This is a genomic window from Actinocrinis sp., assembly GCF_035605935.1.
Taxonomy (GTDB): Bacteria; Actinomycetota; Actinomycetes; order Streptomycetales; family Catenulisporaceae; genus Actinocrinis.
In genome coordinates this window covers 39236-56716 of the sequence record NZ_DATNGK010000062.1, presented here as the reverse complement: position 1 = coordinate 56716, position 17481 = coordinate 39236, and the positions used below count along the sequence as shown (strand labels likewise).

Annotated in this window: 16 protein-coding genes; 11 read left to right on the top strand and 5 right to left on the bottom strand. The window is 69.2% G+C overall.

Going from position 1 to position 17481, the window contains the following annotated elements; translation table 11 throughout:
* Nucleotides 1-253 precede the first annotated feature (253 nt).
* Nucleotides 254-1618: a cytochrome P450 gene (locus VN779_RS05680; RefSeq protein WP_325720863.1), complete on the top strand. Its 1365-nt coding sequence runs from the start codon at nucleotides 254-256 to the stop codon at nucleotides 1616-1618.
* 36 nt (nucleotides 1619-1654) lie between these two features.
* Here the strand turns inward: VN779_RS05680 and VN779_RS05675 are convergent, their stop codons facing one another.
* Entirely contained in the window at nucleotides 1655-2620 is a 966-nt protein-coding gene (locus VN779_RS05675; protein WP_325720861.1) for a terpene synthase family protein, read from the bottom strand.
* 149 nt (nucleotides 2621-2769) lie between these two features.
* On the opposite strand from VN779_RS05675, the gene VN779_RS05670 reads away from it, so the two are divergent.
* The 5 genes from VN779_RS05670 to VN779_RS05650 all read left to right on the top strand — a co-directional run bounded on the left by VN779_RS05670 (nucleotide 2770) and on the right by VN779_RS05650 (nucleotide 9360).
* Nucleotides 2770-4368, top strand: coding sequence for an ABC-F family ATP-binding cassette domain-containing protein (locus VN779_RS05670; protein WP_325720859.1), 1599 nt, complete (start codon nucleotides 2770-2772; stop codon nucleotides 4366-4368).
* 334 nt (nucleotides 4369-4702) lie between these two features.
* Nucleotides 4703-4921 carry a helix-turn-helix domain-containing protein gene (locus VN779_RS05665; RefSeq protein ID WP_211463416.1) on the top strand — a complete coding sequence of 73 codons (219 nt, stop codon included), beginning with the start codon at nucleotides 4703-4705 and terminating at the stop codon, nucleotides 4919-4921.
* 200 nt (nucleotides 4922-5121) lie between these two features.
* On the top strand, nucleotides 5122-6006 hold the full coding sequence (locus VN779_RS05660; protein ID WP_325720856.1) for an enoyl-CoA hydratase/isomerase family protein: 885 nt from the start codon (nucleotides 5122-5124) through the stop codon (nucleotides 6004-6006).
* Between the two features lie 105 nt (nucleotides 6007-6111).
* Nucleotides 6112-7338 carry an ROK family transcriptional regulator gene (locus VN779_RS05655; RefSeq protein WP_325720854.1) on the top strand — a complete coding sequence of 409 codons (1227 nt, stop codon included), beginning with the start codon at nucleotides 6112-6114 and terminating at the stop codon, nucleotides 7336-7338.
* Nucleotides 7339-7467: 129 nt separating this feature from the next.
* Entirely contained in the window at nucleotides 7468-9360 is a 1893-nt protein-coding gene (locus tag VN779_RS05650; protein ID WP_325720852.1) for an ABC transporter ATP-binding protein, read from the top strand.
* Nucleotides 9361-9394: 34 nt separating this feature from the next.
* On the opposite strand, the gene VN779_RS26640 is transcribed toward VN779_RS05650, so the two are convergent.
* Nucleotides 9395-9871, bottom strand: a complete 477-nt coding sequence (locus VN779_RS26640) for a transposase (protein WP_325720850.1) — start codon at nucleotides 9869-9871, stop codon at nucleotides 9395-9397.
* Nucleotides 9872-11033: 1162 nt separating this feature from the next.
* A complete protein-coding gene (locus VN779_RS05640) occupies nucleotides 11034-12011 on the bottom strand; it encodes an SURF1 family protein (protein ID WP_325720849.1) in 978 nt (325 codons plus the stop codon).
* Nucleotides 12012-12141: 130 nt separating this feature from the next.
* Between VN779_RS05640 and mscL the strand changes: the two genes are divergently transcribed.
* Both mscL and VN779_RS05630 read left to right on the top strand, forming a co-directional pair.
* Nucleotides 12142-12570 (top strand): large conductance mechanosensitive channel protein MscL, encoded by a 429-nt coding sequence (mscL, locus tag VN779_RS05635; protein ID WP_325720848.1) that lies wholly within the window; start codon nucleotides 12142-12144, stop codon nucleotides 12568-12570.
* 87 nt (nucleotides 12571-12657) lie between these two features.
* Nucleotides 12658-13206, top strand: a complete 549-nt coding sequence (locus tag VN779_RS05630) for a DUF1003 domain-containing protein (protein ID WP_325720847.1) — start codon at nucleotides 12658-12660, stop codon at nucleotides 13204-13206.
* On the opposite strand, the gene VN779_RS05625 is transcribed toward VN779_RS05630, so the two are convergent.
* Nucleotides 13203-14150 carry an aldo/keto reductase gene (locus VN779_RS05625; RefSeq protein WP_325720846.1) on the bottom strand — a complete coding sequence of 316 codons (948 nt, stop codon included), beginning with the start codon at nucleotides 14148-14150 and terminating at the stop codon, nucleotides 13203-13205. The two genes, VN779_RS05630 and VN779_RS05625, sit on opposite strands and share 4 nt — an antisense overlap.
* A gap of 127 nt (nucleotides 14151-14277) precedes the next feature.
* Here VN779_RS05625 and VN779_RS05620 point away from each other — a divergent pair, with 127 nt between their 5' ends.
* From VN779_RS05620 to VN779_RS05610, 3 genes are read left to right on the top strand one after another with little or no spacing between them, the layout of a single operon-like run.
* Nucleotides 14278-15264: an ABC transporter ATP-binding protein gene (locus VN779_RS05620; protein WP_325720845.1), complete on the top strand. Its 987-nt coding sequence runs from the start codon at nucleotides 14278-14280 to the stop codon at nucleotides 15262-15264.
* A gap of 18 nt (nucleotides 15265-15282) precedes the next feature.
* Complete coding sequence (locus tag VN779_RS05615; protein WP_325720844.1) at nucleotides 15283-16122, top strand: ABC transporter permease; 840 nt, start codon at nucleotides 15283-15285, stop codon at nucleotides 16120-16122.
* Between the two features lie 18 nt (nucleotides 16123-16140).
* Nucleotides 16141-16956: an ABC transporter permease gene (locus tag VN779_RS05610; protein WP_325720843.1), complete on the top strand. Its 816-nt coding sequence runs from the start codon at nucleotides 16141-16143 to the stop codon at nucleotides 16954-16956.
* 270 nt (nucleotides 16957-17226) lie between these two features.
* On the opposite strand, the gene VN779_RS26635 is transcribed toward VN779_RS05610, so the two are convergent.
* Complete coding sequence (locus VN779_RS26635) at nucleotides 17227-17301, bottom strand: 50S ribosomal protein bL37 (RefSeq protein ID WP_414639585.1); 75 nt, start codon at nucleotides 17299-17301, stop codon at nucleotides 17227-17229.
* Nucleotides 17302-17481: the final 180 nt, after the last annotated feature.

Sequence of the window (17481 nt, the reverse complement as noted above, 5' to 3'; positions counted from 1 at the left end):
TCTCGCGGCCTGATTGCTCACTCCAGACACAGGCGTATCGTCCACCGTCGTGCATACAGTAGTCGCGCGGTAGCTCTACGGGGTGGTGTTTCTCAAGAATCGCACACGATGGCCGGTTTGTATCGCCCGCGTGCGCCCTTACTGCGCCGTCGCGCCGTCGCTATTGTGACCGAGTGTCGGGATTGCGCGACTGGGGGTAATGATGTCGACTCCGACCGAACTCATACCGCGACCGGTGCGCTCGCCTGTGTCGATGCGAGGTTCATGGCCGCTTCTCGGACACGCCGGGGCGCTGCTGCGTGACCCGCTCGGCTTCCTCGAACGAGCGTATCCGCTCGGGGACGTCGTCGCGATACGCCTTGGCCCGAAACCGGCGCTGCTGGTAAACGACCCCGAGCGGGTCATCCAGATCCTGGTCGCCGACGCCTCCTCCTACGACAAGGGCTTCCAGTTCGATCAACTCAGAACGTTGATCGGCGACGGCATCGGCACCTCCGGCGGCGCGAAACACCGCCGTCAACGACGCCTGATGCACCCCGCGTTCGATCACAGACACGTCGAGGGGTACGTCGCGGCGATGAACCGGTCCGTGAGCCGCACCATCGAGCAATGGCGCGACGGCACGCGGATCGACGCGGCGCACGAGATGCGGATCCTGGCGATGGACGCGACGGTGCGGGCCATGTTCGAGGGCTCCAACGCCGACGCCGACGACGCGCCCGGCGCCGATTCCGCGGCGCTGCGCGAGATCATGGCTTCGCTGCCGGTGCTGCTCGGCGGCATCGGGCGGCGCGCGCTGCTGCCGCTGGATTTCCTCAACAGGGTTCCGACATCCGGAAACCGCCGCTTCGACCAGGCCTGCGCCGCGCTGCACGCCATGGTCGACCGGATGGTCGCCGAGCACCGCGCGCGGCAGAACGGGACGCCGACGGCGGTATCCGCGCCCGGCGAAACGCCCAGTCTGTTGAGCACCGTGCTCGCGGCCGTGGACGAAGAGGACGGCAGCGGCATGACCGACGCGCAGGCGCACGACGAGATCATGACGGTATTGCTGGCCGGCACCGAAACGACCGCGGGCACGCTCGCGTGGAGCCTGCACGTGCTCTCCCGTGAGCCGGGTCTGCAACGGGAAGTCCAGCAGGAGATCGATGCGGTTCTCGGCGGCCGCAAGCCGGCCGCCGCGGATCTCAGGAGCCTGCCGCTGACCCGCCGCGTCGTATCAGAGGTCTTACGGTGCTACCCGCCGGGCTGGATCCTCGGCCGGCGCCCGATCGAGGACGTAAGGCTTGGCGAGACGCCGATCGCGGCCGGAACCCAAGTGCTGCTCAACTTCTACGGTCTGCAGCACGACCCGGCGGTATATCCGAACCCCGGCCGCTTCGACCCGGAGCGCTGGCGCAGCCCAGATCCCGGACCGCTGCGCGGCCACTATCTGCCGTTCGGCCTCGGATCGCGAGGATGCATCGGCGAGGCGTTCGCCTGGAGCCTCATGCTGACCACCATCGCAGCCGTCGCGTCGCAGTATTCGTTCACCGCGCAGCCCGGTGCGGTGGTGCGGCCGGTGGCGCGCACCACGCTGCATCCCGATTCGGTACCCCTGCTACTCATGGCCCGGTGACTGCGCGGCCGGGCGCCATGCGGCCGCCACACACCGTCAGGCAGCCATCCCGAGCGCGTACCGCCCCGTCTCATAGGACCACGCGAGATTCCCGGAGATCCAATGGCGCAGATCCGCCAGGTACCTGCGGGTCTGCTCGTCGCCGTCCCGCAGCAGCGCAGCCTCGAGCCGCTGGTACTCGCCGATCCGCTCGTCGTGCAGCCGCGCGGCCTCGGCGATCGCCTCCGCGATCGGCAACCCGCGTTCGTGGGAAAGCACCGCGGGCAGGCTGAGCACATCGGTCGAGCGGCGCACCTCCTTCGGGTACGACAAGATGTCGTTGGCCCAGCAGGTGATGTCGGTCGCGGCCTCGGTGAGCGCGCGCAGGCGCGGCGAACTCCAGGCCGACCCCGGCAGTTCGAAGCCGTTGATCACATCGATCAGCGCCAGGCAGGTCGGCACGCCCCCGCTGTGCCGGCGCATGGCGACATACTCCGCGAAGCCTGCCAGTGTGCCCTGCTCCCGGTGCGCCGCCTCCCAGGTCAGGGCCAGCAGATAGAAGACCGCCTGAGCGACGAACCGGTCGAATTGTTCCGGCGTCGCCATCTGCACCATCCGCACACGCAGATCGGCGAGCGCGACGAGGAACGGGTCCGAATCCCGCTGCGACAGCTGCCCGGTCTCCAGCACCTGCGCTACCCGGCTTGCTGTCTTTGCGGTGTCGGCGGACCGGCGGCCGAGGTCCGACTCGTCGCAGTAAGCGTCGTCGAACAGGAACAGCCAGGTCTGCCAATCCGCGTTCAGCAGCAGCCCAGACAGCGTGGCCTGCGGGCTCACCCGCCCCGCCAGCCGCGCGCTTCGAGTCACCGCCAGCCTGCGGCGCACCACGGGGTCGCGGGCCAGCCCGAACCGGTCGGCCCAAGCCAGGGTCGCCGACTCGGCGACGCCGGTCTGCAGGTGCAGCCGCGCGGCGAAGGGAGAGCGCAGCCGCGGCAGTGCCGAAGCGGGGAACGACGAGGTCACGACCGTAGCCCCTTGCCTTTGACGCCTCGCTGCCGAGCATGCACGTCCTGCCACGCCGCCGACGCGCAAGTGCAGCGCTAAGTAAGGATGCTACATCAAGGCCGACTGCGCGTCAGGGGTGCTCGGCGCGCCTCGCGTAATATGGCCCGGTGATCTCCGCTTCCCAGGTCGAATTGCGCGCGGGCGCCCGCGTCCTGCTCGAGCCGGTGTCCTTCCGCGTCGGCCCCGGCGACCGCATCGGCCTGGTCGGGCGTAACGGCGCGGGCAAAACCACGCTGACCAGGACGCTGGCCGGCGAAACGCTGCCCGCGGCCGGCACGATCTCCCGCTCGGGCCCGGTCGGCTACCTGCCGCAGGACCCGCGTACTGGTGACCTCGACGTGCTGGCCCGCGACCGGATCCTGTCGGCGCGCGGCCTCGATGAGGCAGTACGCCGGATGCGCGCGGCCGAAGCGAAGATGGGCTCGACCAACCCGGAAGAGCACGAGCGGGCTATGCGCCGCTACGGCAATGCCGAGGCCGAGTTCCTCGCGAACGGCGGATACGCGGCCGAGTCCGAGGCCGCCACCATCGCCGCCAGCCTCGGCCTGCCGGAACGCGTACTCACTCAGCCACTCGGTACCCTCTCCGGCGGGCAGCGTCGCCGGGTGGAACTGGCCAGGATCCTGTTCGGCGACAACGAGGTGCTGCTGCTCGACGAGCCGACCAACCACCTCGACGCCGACTCGATCGGGTGGCTGCGCGAGTACCTCAAGAGCTACAAGGGCGGCTTCATCGTCATCTCGCACGACGTCAAACTCGTCGAGTACTGCGTCAACAAGGTCTTCCACCTGGACGCCAACCGCACCACCATCGACGTCTACAACATGGACTGGAAGAACTATCTGGCGCAGCGCGAGGCCGACGAGCGGCGGCGCAAGCGTGAGCGGGCCAACACGGAGAAGAAGGCCGGGGCGCTGCTCTCCCAGGCCGACAAGATGCGCGCGAAGGCGACGAAGACGGTGGCTGCGCAGAACATGGCCAGGCGCGCGGAGCGGATGCTCTCCGGCCTCGAGGCGGTGCGCCAGTCCGACAAGGTGGCCAAGCTGCGCTTCCCGCAGCCGGCCGCGTGTGGCAAGACCCCGCTGATGGCCTCCGGCCTCTCCAAGTCCTACGGCTCGCTGGAGATTTTCACCGACGTGGACCTGGCCGTGGATCGAGGCACGAAGGTGGTGGTGCTCGGGCTCAACGGCGCCGGCAAGACCACGCTGCTGCGGCTGCTGGCCGGGGTGGAGGACCCGGACACCGGCAAGATCGAGCCCGGTCACGGCCTGAAGGTCGGCTACTACGCCCAGGAGCACGAGACCCTCGACCCGGAGCGCTCCGTCCTGGAGAACATGCGCACCGCCGCCCCGGATCTCGACCTGGTCGAGGTGCGCAAGGTGCTCGGCTCCTTCCTCTTCTCCGGCGACGACGTGGAAAAGCCGGTCGGCGTGCTCTCCGGCGGCGAGAAGACCAGGCTCGCCCTGGCCACGCTGGTGGTCTCCAGCGCGAACGTGCTGCTGCTCGACGAGCCGACCAACAACCTCGACCCGGCCAGCCGCGCCGAGATCCTCAGCGCCCTGAACTCTTATGAAGGCGCGGTCGTGCTGGTCACACACGACGAGGGCGCGGTCGACGCGCTGGCACCTGAACGGCTCATCCTGCTGCCCGACGGGGTCGAGGACCTGTGGAACGAGAGCTATCGGGATCTGGTCGCGCTCGCGTGAACCGATCGTGCCGCGCGGTGATCCGACACAGCGTCGGAAGCACACCGTAACAGTCCGATAACGGGACCTGGGCTAAATGCTGATAAACCCCCTGAATACCGGCCGAATCCGCCGCCCGGGCCGGGAATAACCGGCGACTTTGTTCGCCGAATCGGTGGTCAACTCGAGCGGGAGGGGTGATCATGGGTCATCAGAGCGCACTACCGCAGCACACGGTGGGACTGCCCACCTGCGGTTCCCGGCGGAAGCGCGATACTCCGCCGACCCAACCCATCCGAATCACGCAGTGAATATTGCGGGGGCAAGGCTCCCGCACCCCTCATAGGAGGCACGTGTGGCCGAGACTCTCAAGAAGGGCAGCCGCGTTACCGGCGCCGCGCGAGAGCAGCTCGCGACCGATCTGAAGAGCAAGTACGAGTCGGGCGAATCGATCCGCGCCCTGGCCCAGGAGACGGGCCGTTCGTACGGATTCGTGCACCGGATGCTCAGCGAGTCAGGGGTGACCCTGCGCGGGCGCGGCGGCGCGACCCGCGGCAAGGCGAAGACCGCTTAGCGGCAGCCCGAGCCGACTCGGCGACGTAGCCCCGGCCGCCGATGCCGCACGGCATCGGCGGCCGGGGCTTGTCGTCTCTGCGCTTGCTGTCTTCGCACTGCAGCCGACCGGCCAGGTGAGGGGCGCGTGGTGCGCGCCGGGCGCTCTCCGATAGGGTCCATCGCATCTCCACACCTTCACCACCAGGGGGCGGCAGACCGATGGAACCCCGGATCGACGACCTTCGTGCCGACGCCTCGCCGTCCGAGTTCGGATCCGAGCCCGCGCCGGTATACGACTTCTGGCCCGCCGAACGTCAGGCCGCCGCGGCCAAGGCCGGACTGGGCCTGACGGTCGAGGGCGAAGTCGCCACGATCGTCTTGAACCGCCCGGCCAAACGCAACGCCATGACGCCCACGATGTGGTGGCAGCTGGCGGAGATGGGCCGCGCGCTGCCCGGATCGGTGCGCGCCGTCTTGCTGCGCGCCGAAGGGCCGTCGTTCAGCGCGGGCCTCGACCGCTCCGTGCTCGTCGGCGAGGACCAGGCGGACGGCGCCAGAGGGAAAACCAAGACTCTGATAGATCTGGCCTCCAGCGATCCGGTCGACGCGGAGCTGACCATCGAGGCGTTTCAGGAGGCGTACACCTGGTGGCGCCGGCCTGATCTGATCAGCGTGGCGGCGGTGCAGGGCCACGCCATCGGAGCCGGCTTCCAGCTCGCGCTCGCCTGCGATCTGCGTATCGTCGCCGAGGACGCGCGCTTCGCGATGCGTGAGATCAGCCTCGGCCTGGTACCGGATCTCGGCGGCACCAAACCGCTGACCGACCTGGTGGGCTACGGCCGCGCATTGGAGATCTGCGCGACCGGACGCTGGATCGACGCGCCGGAGGCCGAGCGCATCGGCCTGGCCAATCGGGTCGTTCCCACGGCCGACCTGCTCGTGCAGGCGCAGATCCTCGTGCATGAGCTGCTCGCCGCCGACCGCGACGCGCTGATCGAGACCAAGGCGTTGATCCGCGGCGCGACGGAGCGCGAGTACGACGCGCAGCGCGCCGCCGAGCGGGCCGCGCAGGTGCGCCGCATCCGAGCGCTGGCGCGCCGCTGAGGCCTTGAGATCCGCCGCCCAATCGCCGCCGTATCGGCGCGACTATTTGCCTAGCCCCTGGAAGATTCGACACACACGCGTCTCAGTCCCGTAATATTCGTCGCCATGACCGGCGAACCGTCCCGCTCCCAGGCTGCGACCGCGCCCATGCTCAAGGCGCTCAACGAGCGGACGGTGTTCGAGACGATCCGCGCCGAGCACCCGATCTCCCGCGCCGAGATCTCCCGCCGGGTCGGCATCTCGAAGCCGACCGTCTCCGCCGCGCTCGCCGCGCTGCTGGACAGCGGCCTGGTGCGCGAGACCGCACCGGGCAGTGATGGCCCGACCTACGGCGCCCTGTTCTTCGAGCCGGTGCCCGAGGCCGGGTTCGTCGTCGGACTGGACATCGGCGGCCGCTACCTGCGCGGGGTGGTCGCCGCCCTGGACGGCGAGGAACGGGCCCGCGAGCAGGTCGACATCGGGTCCGGCGCCATCGCCGCGGTCGTCGCGCAGGCCGCGCAGATGCGCCGCAGGCTGCTTCAGCGCGCCGCGGTGCCCGCGGAAGCGGAGCAGGTGGCGGTGATCGCCGCGCCCGGCGTCGTCGAGCAGTCCACCGGCCGGGTCTATCAGGGCACGACGATTCCCGGCCTGGACGGCTTCGCTCTCGCCGCGGCGCTGACCGAGGCCTTCGAGTCCACCGCACCGGCCGCCTCCGGCCGCGGCGTCGCGGTGCTGCTGGAGAACGACATCCACCTCGCGGCGATCGGGGAGCAGTGGCGCGGCGTCGGCGCGAAGGCGGACGACTTCGCGGTGCTCTCGGTCGGCACCGGCACCGGAGCGGCCCTGGTCCTCGGCGGCCGGCTGCACCGCGGCCGCAACGGCGCGGCCGGCGAGATCGACTTCGCCTTCGAGGGCGGCGTCGACGCGAACCCGTTCGACCCGTGCGGCCCGGCCTTGGTGCGCCTGGCCGCGGACTGGGCCGAGTTCCGCGACGTGCCGACCGCGCTGCGGCCCCCGGTGACCCCGGAGCAGATCTTCGAGGCCGCCCGCTCCGGCGACCGGCTGGCCGGGCTGCTGGTCGCCGAGGAGGCCCGGCGCATCGCGGTGTACCTGGCGCCGATCTGCGCGGTCGCCGACGTCGAGCTCGCGGTCCTGGCAGGGGGCATCGGCCTGAACGACGATCTGCTGCTCGAGCCGGTGCGCGCCGAACTCGCCAAGCGCATCCCGTACCCTCCGCGCGTCGAAGTGAGCGCTCTCGGCGAGGCCGGGGTGCTGGTCGGCGCGATCGCCCGCGGCACTGCCGTCGCGCTGGATCGGGTGCTGGCCGCGCGTATCGGCAGCGGCGCCGCGTAAGGCACCGTCCTACCGCGCAGTAGTCCGGCAGCGATGCAGCGGAATTCGGCCGATCCGTAATACGTTCAAGTCGCGCGAAGACGAGTCGGAACCGGCTCGGCGGAAGACGGGCGGCGGGCAGTGCGTGGCATGGGTATGGGCTCAGGCATCTCGGGCTGGCAGACCATGGGCTCATACATGCGAGACGGGTCGTCGATCCAGAAGCTGAAACCCGGCACGCTTCGCCGCATCGGCGCCCTGGCCCGGCCGTTCGGGCGCGTCATCACCGGATTCCTGATCCTCACGGTCATCGACGCGGTCCTCGGCGTGCTGCCGCCGCTACTCTCCCAGCGCATCGTCGACAACGGCATCCTCAAGCACAACGGCGGCCTGGTCGTGGTCCTGGCCCTGGTCGTGGCCGGTATCGCGCTGCTCGACGCCGCGGTCGGCCTCGTCTCGCGCTACCTGTCGGCGCGCATCGGCGAGGGCCTGATCGCGCTGCTGCGCACCAAGGTCTTCGCGCACGTGCAGCGCATGCCGATCGCCTTCTTCACCCGCACCCAGACCGGCGCGCTCGTCTCGCGGCTCAACAGCGACGTCCTCGGTGCGCAGCGCGCGTTCACTTCGACGCTCTCCAGCGTCGTGTCCAACGTGGTCTCGCTGCTGCTGACCGGGATCACGATGTTCGTGCTGTCCTGGCAGATCACCCTGCTCGCGCTGATCCTGCTGCCGATCTTCGTCCTGCCGGCCAAGTGGATGGGCCGCAGGCTCCAGCAGATGACCCGCGAACAGATGCAGCTGAACGCGGACATGTCCACGATGATGACCGAGCGGTTCAACGTCTCCGGCGCGCTGCTCGCCAAGCTGTTCGGCCGCCCCGAGGAGGACGACGGCCTTTACGCGGCCAAGGTCGACCGGGTGCGCGGCATCGGCGTGCGGGTCGCGGTCTCAAGCAGCGGATTCATGACCTCGCTGACGCTAGTCGCCGCGCTCGCCACCGCGATGGTGTACCTGATCGGCGGGCGGATGGCCGTGAGCGGGCACCTGTCCCTCGGCACCATGCTGGCGCTGGTCGGGCTGCTCGGCCGGCTCTACGGCCCGCTCACCGCGCTGGCCAACGTGCGTGTCGACGTCATGACGGCGCTGGTCTCCTTCGACCGAGTCTTCGAACTGCTCGACCTGCCGCCGATGGTCACCGAGCGCGCCGAGGCCGCGCCGGTTCCGCCGGGAACGCCGGTCATCGAGTTCGAACACGTCGCCTTCCGGTATCCGAGCGCGTCGGAGGTCTCCCTCGCCTCGCTCGAATCAGTGGCCGTACTCGACCAGGCGCCCTCCGCGCAGGTCCTGCACGACCTGAGCTTCCGCGCCGAGCCGGGCACCATGACCGCGCTGGTCGGACCGTCCGGCGCGGGCAAGACGACGATCACCGCGCTCGCCGCGAGGCTTTACGACGTGACCGGCGGCAGCGTGCGCGTCGGCGGGCTCGACGTGCGCGACGCGCAACTGAGCTCCCTGCGAGAGCGCATCGGGGTGGTGACTCAGGACGCGCACATGTACCACGACACGATCCGCAACAACCTGCTCTACGCCCGCCCGGACGCGAGTGAGGCCGAGCTGGTGCAGGCACTCAAGGACGCGCAGATCTGGGACCTGGTCGCCTCGCTGCCCGACGAACTCGACACGGTCGTCGGCGACCGCGGCTACCGGCTCTCCGGCGGCGAGAAGCAGCGCATCGCCATCGCCCGGCTGTTGCTCAAGGCGCCTGACGTGGTGGTCCTCGACGAGGCGACCGCGCACTTGGACTCGGAGTCGGAGGCCGCGGTCCAGCACGCCCTCGCCAGCGCCCTGCGCGGACGGACCTCGCTCGTGATCGCGCACCGGCTCTCCACCGTCCGCGACGCCGACCAGATCCTCGTGGTCGACGGCGGCAGAATCGTCGAGCACGGCACGCACGCCCAGTTGCTCGCCGCCGACGGCCTATACGCCGATCTCTATCGCACCCAGTTCGCCCACCAGGAATCCGCGGCGCAGCCGATTGGCTGATCTGGAAAGACTGACACCGCGACGGTTGGGTGGGTCAGCGCAGCAGCGTCATACCGAACTCGGCGGCCACGGGGGAGGGGTGCTTCGCCTTCGCCGCGATCGGCCGCCGGGTCACCGGGGACGCGGACTCGGCATCGGCGGCGGTAGCGGCGACCCGCTCGAAGTCGATCCGGTCACCGTCCGGCAGCCCGCGCGCCAGTTCCGCGGCGATCGCGTTCCACGCCCCGGCCTGCTGCCAGTCGCGCAGCCGCCGCCAGCACGTCATGCCCGAACCGAAGCCCAGTTCGTTAGGCAGCCGCTCGAATCCGATCCCGCGCGCCAGCACGACCAGGATCCCGGTCAGCACGGCGCGATCGTCCAGCGGCTTGCGCCCTGGGTAGCGGCGGCGGCGCGTGCGTTGCGGGATCAGCGGCTCGATCCGCTCCCACACCGTGTCCGTGATGACCGGGTCGGTCCGCGGCGGCCCGACCCGGCGCGGCCGCGGCACACCCGGCAGGCCGGAACCGAGCATCGGCGCGCCGATCCCGCTCGGGCTCAGCGGGCCCAGTCCCGCCGGGCCGCGCGGAGCCCGCGGCCGCAACTGCGGCGCGGGCGGCGGCTCGGTCGGGCGGACAGGCGAAAAGCTGGGAACAGCAGACGACTCTGACACAACCAGTACAACGGGCAATCCGGCGGTGGGTAACGGGTTCCGCGCATGCCGCGTGGCCAACTGTTGCCGTGTGACAGAAACCGCGGCGGGAGCGCGCACAGTGACGGTTACACTGCGTCCCGTGCCCGCATCTGACGAAGGCTCAGAGGCCGATCCAGATCCGCTCGCGGATCCGCTGTGGCCGCTCGGCGACGAGGTGGCCACGGCGTTGCTCGGCCTGCTCGAAGTCGAGCTGCGCGGCCGGGGCCTGCGGTGGCGGGTGATCGCGCGCGACCGGCTCGAGATCGGGCGCACCGACCGGCCGTGGCCGGGCACCGCGATCGACCTCGCCCCGGTGCGCGAGCGGATGCGCGAGAAACCGAAGGCCGACTGGCCCGAGCTGATCGAACAGTACGTCAGCACCCTGCGAGACGCCGCGGCCGACGGGGCCCGGGCCGCGGACGACTCACTCTGGCGCCGCATCCGGGAACCGCTGCGGGCCCGGATCCTGCCGGCCGATTCCGCCGACGCCACCCTCGACGGCGCCCTGCGGCGCATCGTGGCCGATGGCTTGCTCGAAGCGATCGTCACCGAGGCCCCGCCCGGTTGGCCGGGAACCGCTCAAAACGGCGCCGCGATCGGCGGCGAACTGGTGTCGGTCGGCGAGGCCCTCGGCTGGGGCGTGGCCGAGCACGTCGTGTTCGATGCCGCCAGAGCCAACGTGCGGCGCGACACCAGGATGGAAGTCGAGCGCTTCACGCTCGACGGCACCGAACTGGTCGCGCTGTTCAGCCCCAGCCACTACGCCGCGACGCACGTGCTGTGGCTCGCCGAGCACCTGGCCGGCCTGCCCGGCTACGTCGAGGCCAACGGCGCGCTGGTTGTGCTGCCGCACCGGCACCTGATCGCCGTGCACCCGATCGAATCGGCGGCCGTGGTCGCCGCCGCCGGAACGATGCTGCGCTTCGCCGCAAGACAGTTCGAGACCTGTCCCGGACCGATCTCCGACCAGCTGTACTGGTGGCAGGGCGGAAAGCTCAGCCGCCTACCCTCCGACAGCGTGGGGGAGACCCTCCAGCTCTTCCCCAGCGACCGGTTCGCGGCCCTGCTCGACCGCCTCCGGGTCGGCGGCTACTCCGGCGACGACCGCCTCCCCGACGCCAGCTGACGCTAGTACGCCAGCTGACTCCGATGCGGCCGGTTCAGCGCCAGGCTTATCAGTCGGGTCCGGCGAGCCCGCCGCGGCCTCCTGCGCCGCGATCCGCCGATCGTTCGCCTCCCGCCGCAGCAGCAGGAACCAGGTCACCGGCATCACCGCGGCGAAGACCCACCACTGCACCATGTAGGCGATGTACATGGAGTTGTCGTAGGTGGGGTTCGGCACCGGCTGCGCGGCCGCGGCCGCCGTGTTCGCCGGAGTGCTCGACATCAGCCTGATCGAGCCGTCATGCAGCGGATTCGGCACTCGCGCGGCCAGGTCGCTCCGGGTGATCAGCGCGATCTCGCCGGCCGGAAGCTGCGCCGTGTCGTCCTTGATCCGAGAGTCCGCCGTCGTCTCATCCGGCTGAAGCGAACCGGACACCGTGACCGTCCCGGACGGCACCGGCGGGAACGCGGGCGCCGCGTTGGACATGCTCGTGTTCGATTCAGGTACCCAGCCCTGATTGACCAGGACCGCCGTGCCGTCGGCGAGCACCAGCGGCGTCACCACGAACCAGCCCGGCTGCTCGTTTTGCGAGCGGTTGCGGACCATGAACTGGTGCGCCGTGTCATAGCGGCCGGTCGCGGAGACCATCTTCCACTGCTGATCGCGCGTGACCGTGTGACCGGTCGGGTTGACCGAGTCCAGCGGCACCGGCGCGGCGGCCAGCGCGCCGAGCACCACGCCCTGCGAGCGGGCATGGTCTTTCCACAGGTCGCGCTGCCACTGGCCCAGCCCGATGAAGGCCGGGATCAGCACGAACCAGGTCAGTGCATGGAAAGCCAGCCACTTCGGCGTGAAGACAAAGCGGTACGAGCGCACCGAACGACGGTACAACGCCGACCGTCTCGGTTCAGCACCGGGCCCGGTGACCCCTTGCGCGGGCGGTCGTTTCTCTGGTTGTTGTACAGACACGAGGGCGCGCCCGCGCCCGTGCCGAAGGGAACCCACCATGATCAAAGGCTTCAAGGATTTCATCCTGCGCGGAAACGTCGTCGAACTGGCGGTCGCCGTTGTCATGGGCGTTGCTTTCAGCGCGATCGTCAACGCGTTGGTGGCCGACATCATCATGCCGTTGATCACCGCGATCTTCGGCAAGCCTGACTACAACAAGCTGGTCTTGACGGTGCACAACTCGAAGATCCTTTACGGATCGTTCATCACCGCGATCATCCAGTTCCTGCTCATCGCGATCGGCGTGTACTTCTTCATCGTGATGCCGCTCAACCACCTGGAGAAGATGCGCAAGCGCCGCCAGGGCATCCCGGACGTACCCCCGCCCGCGGAGACCGAGCTCGAACTGCTCGCCCAGATCCGTGACGCGCTGCGCGACGGCGGCGCCCCCGCTGCCGGCTTCGGCTCGCGCGCCGGGCGCGAATAGTCGGTCGCGTAACGGGTTTCGCTTCGGAGCCTTCACGTCCGGTGCCCCGACCTCGAGGCGGGCACCGGACGTGCCACACTTTCGGCCATGAATTCACCAGGGGGTACGAGTTCCATCGGCGGCCAGGCCCGCCTGCGCATATCCGCCTCGGCCAAGGGCGCGGCCCGCGTCATCAAGCGCGGCTGGAAATGGAACCCGGATGTGCGCACCGGCGACCAGCTCAGCCTTGGCGAACGCGCCGCCGACAAGATGCGCAACGGCATGGGCTCGTGGGCGTTCGTGTTCGCCGCCCTCGTGTTCCTGGCGCTGTGGATGGGAATCAATGGCCTGATCGCGCACGCACATCACCGCGCGTTCGACCCGTACCCGTTCATCCTGCTGAACCTCGTGCTCTCCTGTGTCGCCGCGCTGCAGGGCGCCATTCTGCTGATCGCCGCCAAGCGCAGCGACCAGATCTCCAGCGAGCTCGCGCAACACGACTACGAAGCCGATGTCGCGTCGCACGAGCTGCTGCAAACCCTCACCGTCAACTTCAGCGCGCTCGCCGAGCAGCACGATGCGATGAACCGGCAAGTCTGCACCATGCTGGAGATGATCCAGCGGCTGGTCGCGCCAGAGGAGCCTTCGGAGGCTTAGACCGACGCAGTGTTTTGTGACGCGGCGTTGAGTGCGGACAGTTCGTCGCTGGACAGCTTCAGGTCAGTGAACGGCACCAGTTCCAGTAGCTGCTGTGGCGTTCGCGCAGACGCGATCGGCGCGGCAACCGTCGGCTGAGCGGCAAGCCAAGCCAGCGCGACCGCCGCGACCGTCGTGTTATGCGCCGCCGCCACATGATCCAGCACGCCCAACACGCGGTACCCACGCTCGTTGCGGTACGGCGCGACACCGCCCGCGCGCACGGAGTCGACCTCCACGCCGGGCCGGTACTTGCCGGCCAGGAACCCACGCGCCAGCCCGTAGAACGGCACGCCGGGCACGCCTTCGCGCTCCAGCACCGGCGCCAAGTCGCGCTCGTACTCGGCGCGCTCCAGCAGGTTGTAGTGATTCTGGAGCGCGCAGTACCGCGCTAAGCCCTCGCGGTCGGAAACGGCGAGCGATTCGGTAAGGCGCGGCGCGGTGAAGTTCGATGCGGCGATGTAACGCACCTTGCCCTCACGTACGAGGGCGTCGAACGCACCGAGAGTCTCCTCGATCGGCGTGCCCGGGTCGTCCTGGTGTGCGTAGTACAAGTCGATATAGTCCGTCCCCAGCCGCTGCAATGACTCTTCGGCGGCGGCGCGGATGTTCGCCGCGGACAGTCCCGGCCGACTCGGCAGCTTGGCCACCTTCGTCGCGATCACCATCGCGTCCCGGTTGCCGCGCGCCTTCAGCCAGCGACCGATGATCCGCTCGGAATCGCCACCGCAGTTCCCCGGCACCCACAGCGAATACACGTCGGCGGTGTCGATGAAGTTGCCGCCGGCCGCCGCGTACGCGTCCAGGATCGCGAACGACTCGTCCTCGTCCGCCGACCAGCCGAAGACGTTGCCGCCGAGGCACAGCCCGAAGACGTCCAGATCTGTGTTCCCAAGTTTCGCCATGGATCGAACTTAGCAGCGCCCCCTTAGCGCCAGGCTTTACCCGTGACTCCCTCGGCTGCTCCAGTGCGCCGCCCGCGAGCGGAAAACCATTCGAATGTTGTCGGTGCGTACCAGTAGCGTCGATAGGGTGTCTGGACGATCCCATCCTCCCCAAAACCCGCGGCCGGCGGTGCCGGGCGAGGTCCTGATCGAGGCCCGCGAACTAAGCAAGCAATTCACCAAGAAGGGCGCGCCGCCGTTCACCGCGGTGGCCGGCGTGGACTTCGAGGTGCGCCGCGGTGAGGTCTTCGGTTTCCTCGGGCCCAACGGGGCGGGCAAGAGCACGACCATGCGCATGATCGGCTGCGTCTCCCCGAGCACGGGCGGCTCCCTGCGGATCTTCGGCCTGGATCCGATGGCCGACGGGCCGGCCATCCGGGCCAGGCTCGGCGTCGTGCCGCAGGAAGACACCCTCGACACGGAGATGCTGGTCCGTGACAACTTGCATGTCTACGGCCGCTACTTCGGGCTGCCGCGCCCGGTGATCCGGGAGCGCACCGAGCGGCTGCTGGAGTTCGTGCAGCTGTCCGACCGCGCCGGGGACAAGGTCGAACCCCTCTCCGGCGGCATGAAGCGGCGGCTGACCATCGCCCGCTCGCTGATCAACGAGCCGGAGATCCTGATCCTCGACGAGCCGACCACTGGACTCGACCCGCAGGCGCGGCACGTGGTCTGGGACCGGCTCTACCGGCTCAAGCAGCAGGGCACCACGCTCATCCTCACCACGCACTACATGGACGAGGCCGAGCAGTTGTGCGACCGGCTGGTGGTCATGGACAAGGGCCGTATCGCCGCCGAGGGCGCGCCGCACGAGCTGATCGAGAGCTACTCGACCCGTGAGGTGCTGGAGCTGCGCTTCCCACTCGACGAACAGGAACAGGCAGCTGAGAAAGCCGCCGGCATCGCTGAACGCGTCGAGGTGCTACCTGATCGCCTCTTGCTTTACGCCGACGACGGCGACGCAGCGCTTCAGGCGGTGCGCGGACGAGGGCTCGAACCGATCACCGCCCTGGTACGCCGCTCCACGCTCGAAGACGTCTTCCTGACCCTCACCGGCCGAACCCTGGTCGACTAGAAGGACGGGCGCACGATCATGACCGCGATCGACTCCCCGAATGCAGCGGTTCCTGCGGCGCACTCCATCGACGCGCCTATTCCGGGCGCGCTGCGGCTCAGCTACCGCCAGTTCCGCTACTGGGTGACCTACACCCGCCGGACCTGGCGCGGCGGCCTGCTGTCCGCGATCCTCGGCCCAGCTCTCTATCTGACCGCGATGGGCATCGGTTTGGGCACGCTCGTGGACCGGGGCAGCGGCCTGCCGGGCGGCGTACGGTACCTCGACTTCGTCGCGCCCGGCGTGCTGGCGGCAAACGGGATGCAGAACGCTTTCGGCCTGAGCACCTACTCGGTGCTCGGCAGCGTGAAGTGGTTCGGCAACTACTGGGCCGCGGTGAACACACCGCAACGCCCGGAGGACGTCGTGACCGGACACGCCGCGCTCTCGCTGGTCTGGATCTCCGGCGTCACCGGAATCTTCTTCGCCTTCATGGCCGGCTTCGGCACGCTGCACTCCCCGCTCGGCATCCTCGCCTGGCCCGCCTCGGTGCTGACCGGCGCGGCGTTCATGCTGCCGATCATGTCCTACGTCATCACCCTGGACAGCGACCAGCCGCTCAACACGCTGTTCCGCTTCGTCATGACCCCGCTGTTCCTGTTCTCCGGAACGTTCTTCCCGTGGCAGCAACTGCCGGGTTGGGCGCACCCGATCGCCTACGCCACCCCGCTGTGGCACGGCGTCGAGCTGTGCCGCTCGCTCACGCTCGGCACCGCCACCTGGGCCGGATCGCTGGTGCACGTCGCATACCTGCTGGCTTTCGCCCTCGGCGGCTACGCGGTCGCCCGAATCACCTATCGCCGACGGCTGTACCGCTGAAAGGGGAGAAGCGCACCGATGGCTGCCGCCACCTTCGCGCCACGCGCCATCCCGATCTCGTTCGGATTCGGGACCAAGCGCTCGTTGCACCTCATCGAGCGCAACATGCTGGCTTACCGCCGCATGTGGCTGATCCTGCTCTCCGGTGTGTTCGAGCCGGTCTTCTACCTGCTCTCGATCGGAGTGGGCCTGGGCAAGCTGATCCCGAACGTCACCGGGCCCGGCGGCCGGCCGGTCACCTACGTGGAATTCGTCGCTCCGGCGCTCCTGGCCACCGCCGCCATGCAGGGCGCGGTGTTCGACTCGACCTTCAACATCTTCTTCAAGATCAAGTACGGCAGGAACTACGAAGCGATCCTGGCCACTCCGCTCGGCGTCGGCGACATCGCGCTCGGCGAGATCACCTGGGCGCTCCTGCGCGGCGCGCTCTACGCGACCACCTTCCTCGCCGTGACGGCCGGGTTCGGCGCGACGCATTCCTGGTGGGCTCTGCTCGCCCTGCCCGCCGCCGTGCTCATCGGCTTCTCGTTCGCCGGCCTCGGCATGGCCTGCACGACCTTCATGAGGTCCTGGCAGGATTTCGAGTGGGTCACCCTGGCGATGATGCCGATGTTCCTGTTCTCCACGACCTTCTTCCCACTGGGCATCTACCCGCGCGGGCTGCAGATCTTCGTCGAGTGCACGCCGCTTTACCAGGGCATCGAGATCGTCAGAGGGCTGATGCTCGGCTCGGTGGGGCCGGCGCTGTTCGGCCGTGCGGCGTACTTGGCGATCGTCGGCGCCGTCGGCCTCGCGGTCTCGTCGCGCCGCCTCGGCAAGATGCTGCTCTCTTAGCGCGCACGACCCGCATAGGTCAGTCCTATGTCCACTCCGTCCCGGCGTCTCACGGGACCCCGCACAGTTCGCCCACACAGAAGAACGCTGCCACTGCGACAGACTCGCGGTGCTGCAACGCCGGCTCGGCCCGTAGCGGGTGTGGTTCGCCGCAAGCGGAGCGAGCCCTGTTGCGGCGCTGCTGCACCGCGTCTCACGGCAGCTGCTCAAGCAGCTGAGAAGGGCCGCGGCTCCCGCATGTTCCAGGAGCGCGGCGTCACCCGTGTACGGTCAGGAGTTGGGACGCTTGCCGTGGTTTGCCTTCTTCTTCTTGCGAGCCCGCTTCTTGTTGCCGCCCTTTGCCATGGCGTCTCCTCCGCCTCAGTGCGCCTGCGGCGCGTCTGGTTGTTCCGGACGGTCGCCAGTCTAGGGTCATCGTCGAAGTCGCGCCCCAACAACCGCCCGGCGGCACGCGCCACTGAACGTCCGTGACCCCCTACTCTGGTAGGGGGTGTTTGTAATTCTCGAGGAGGTCGCCGTGCGTGC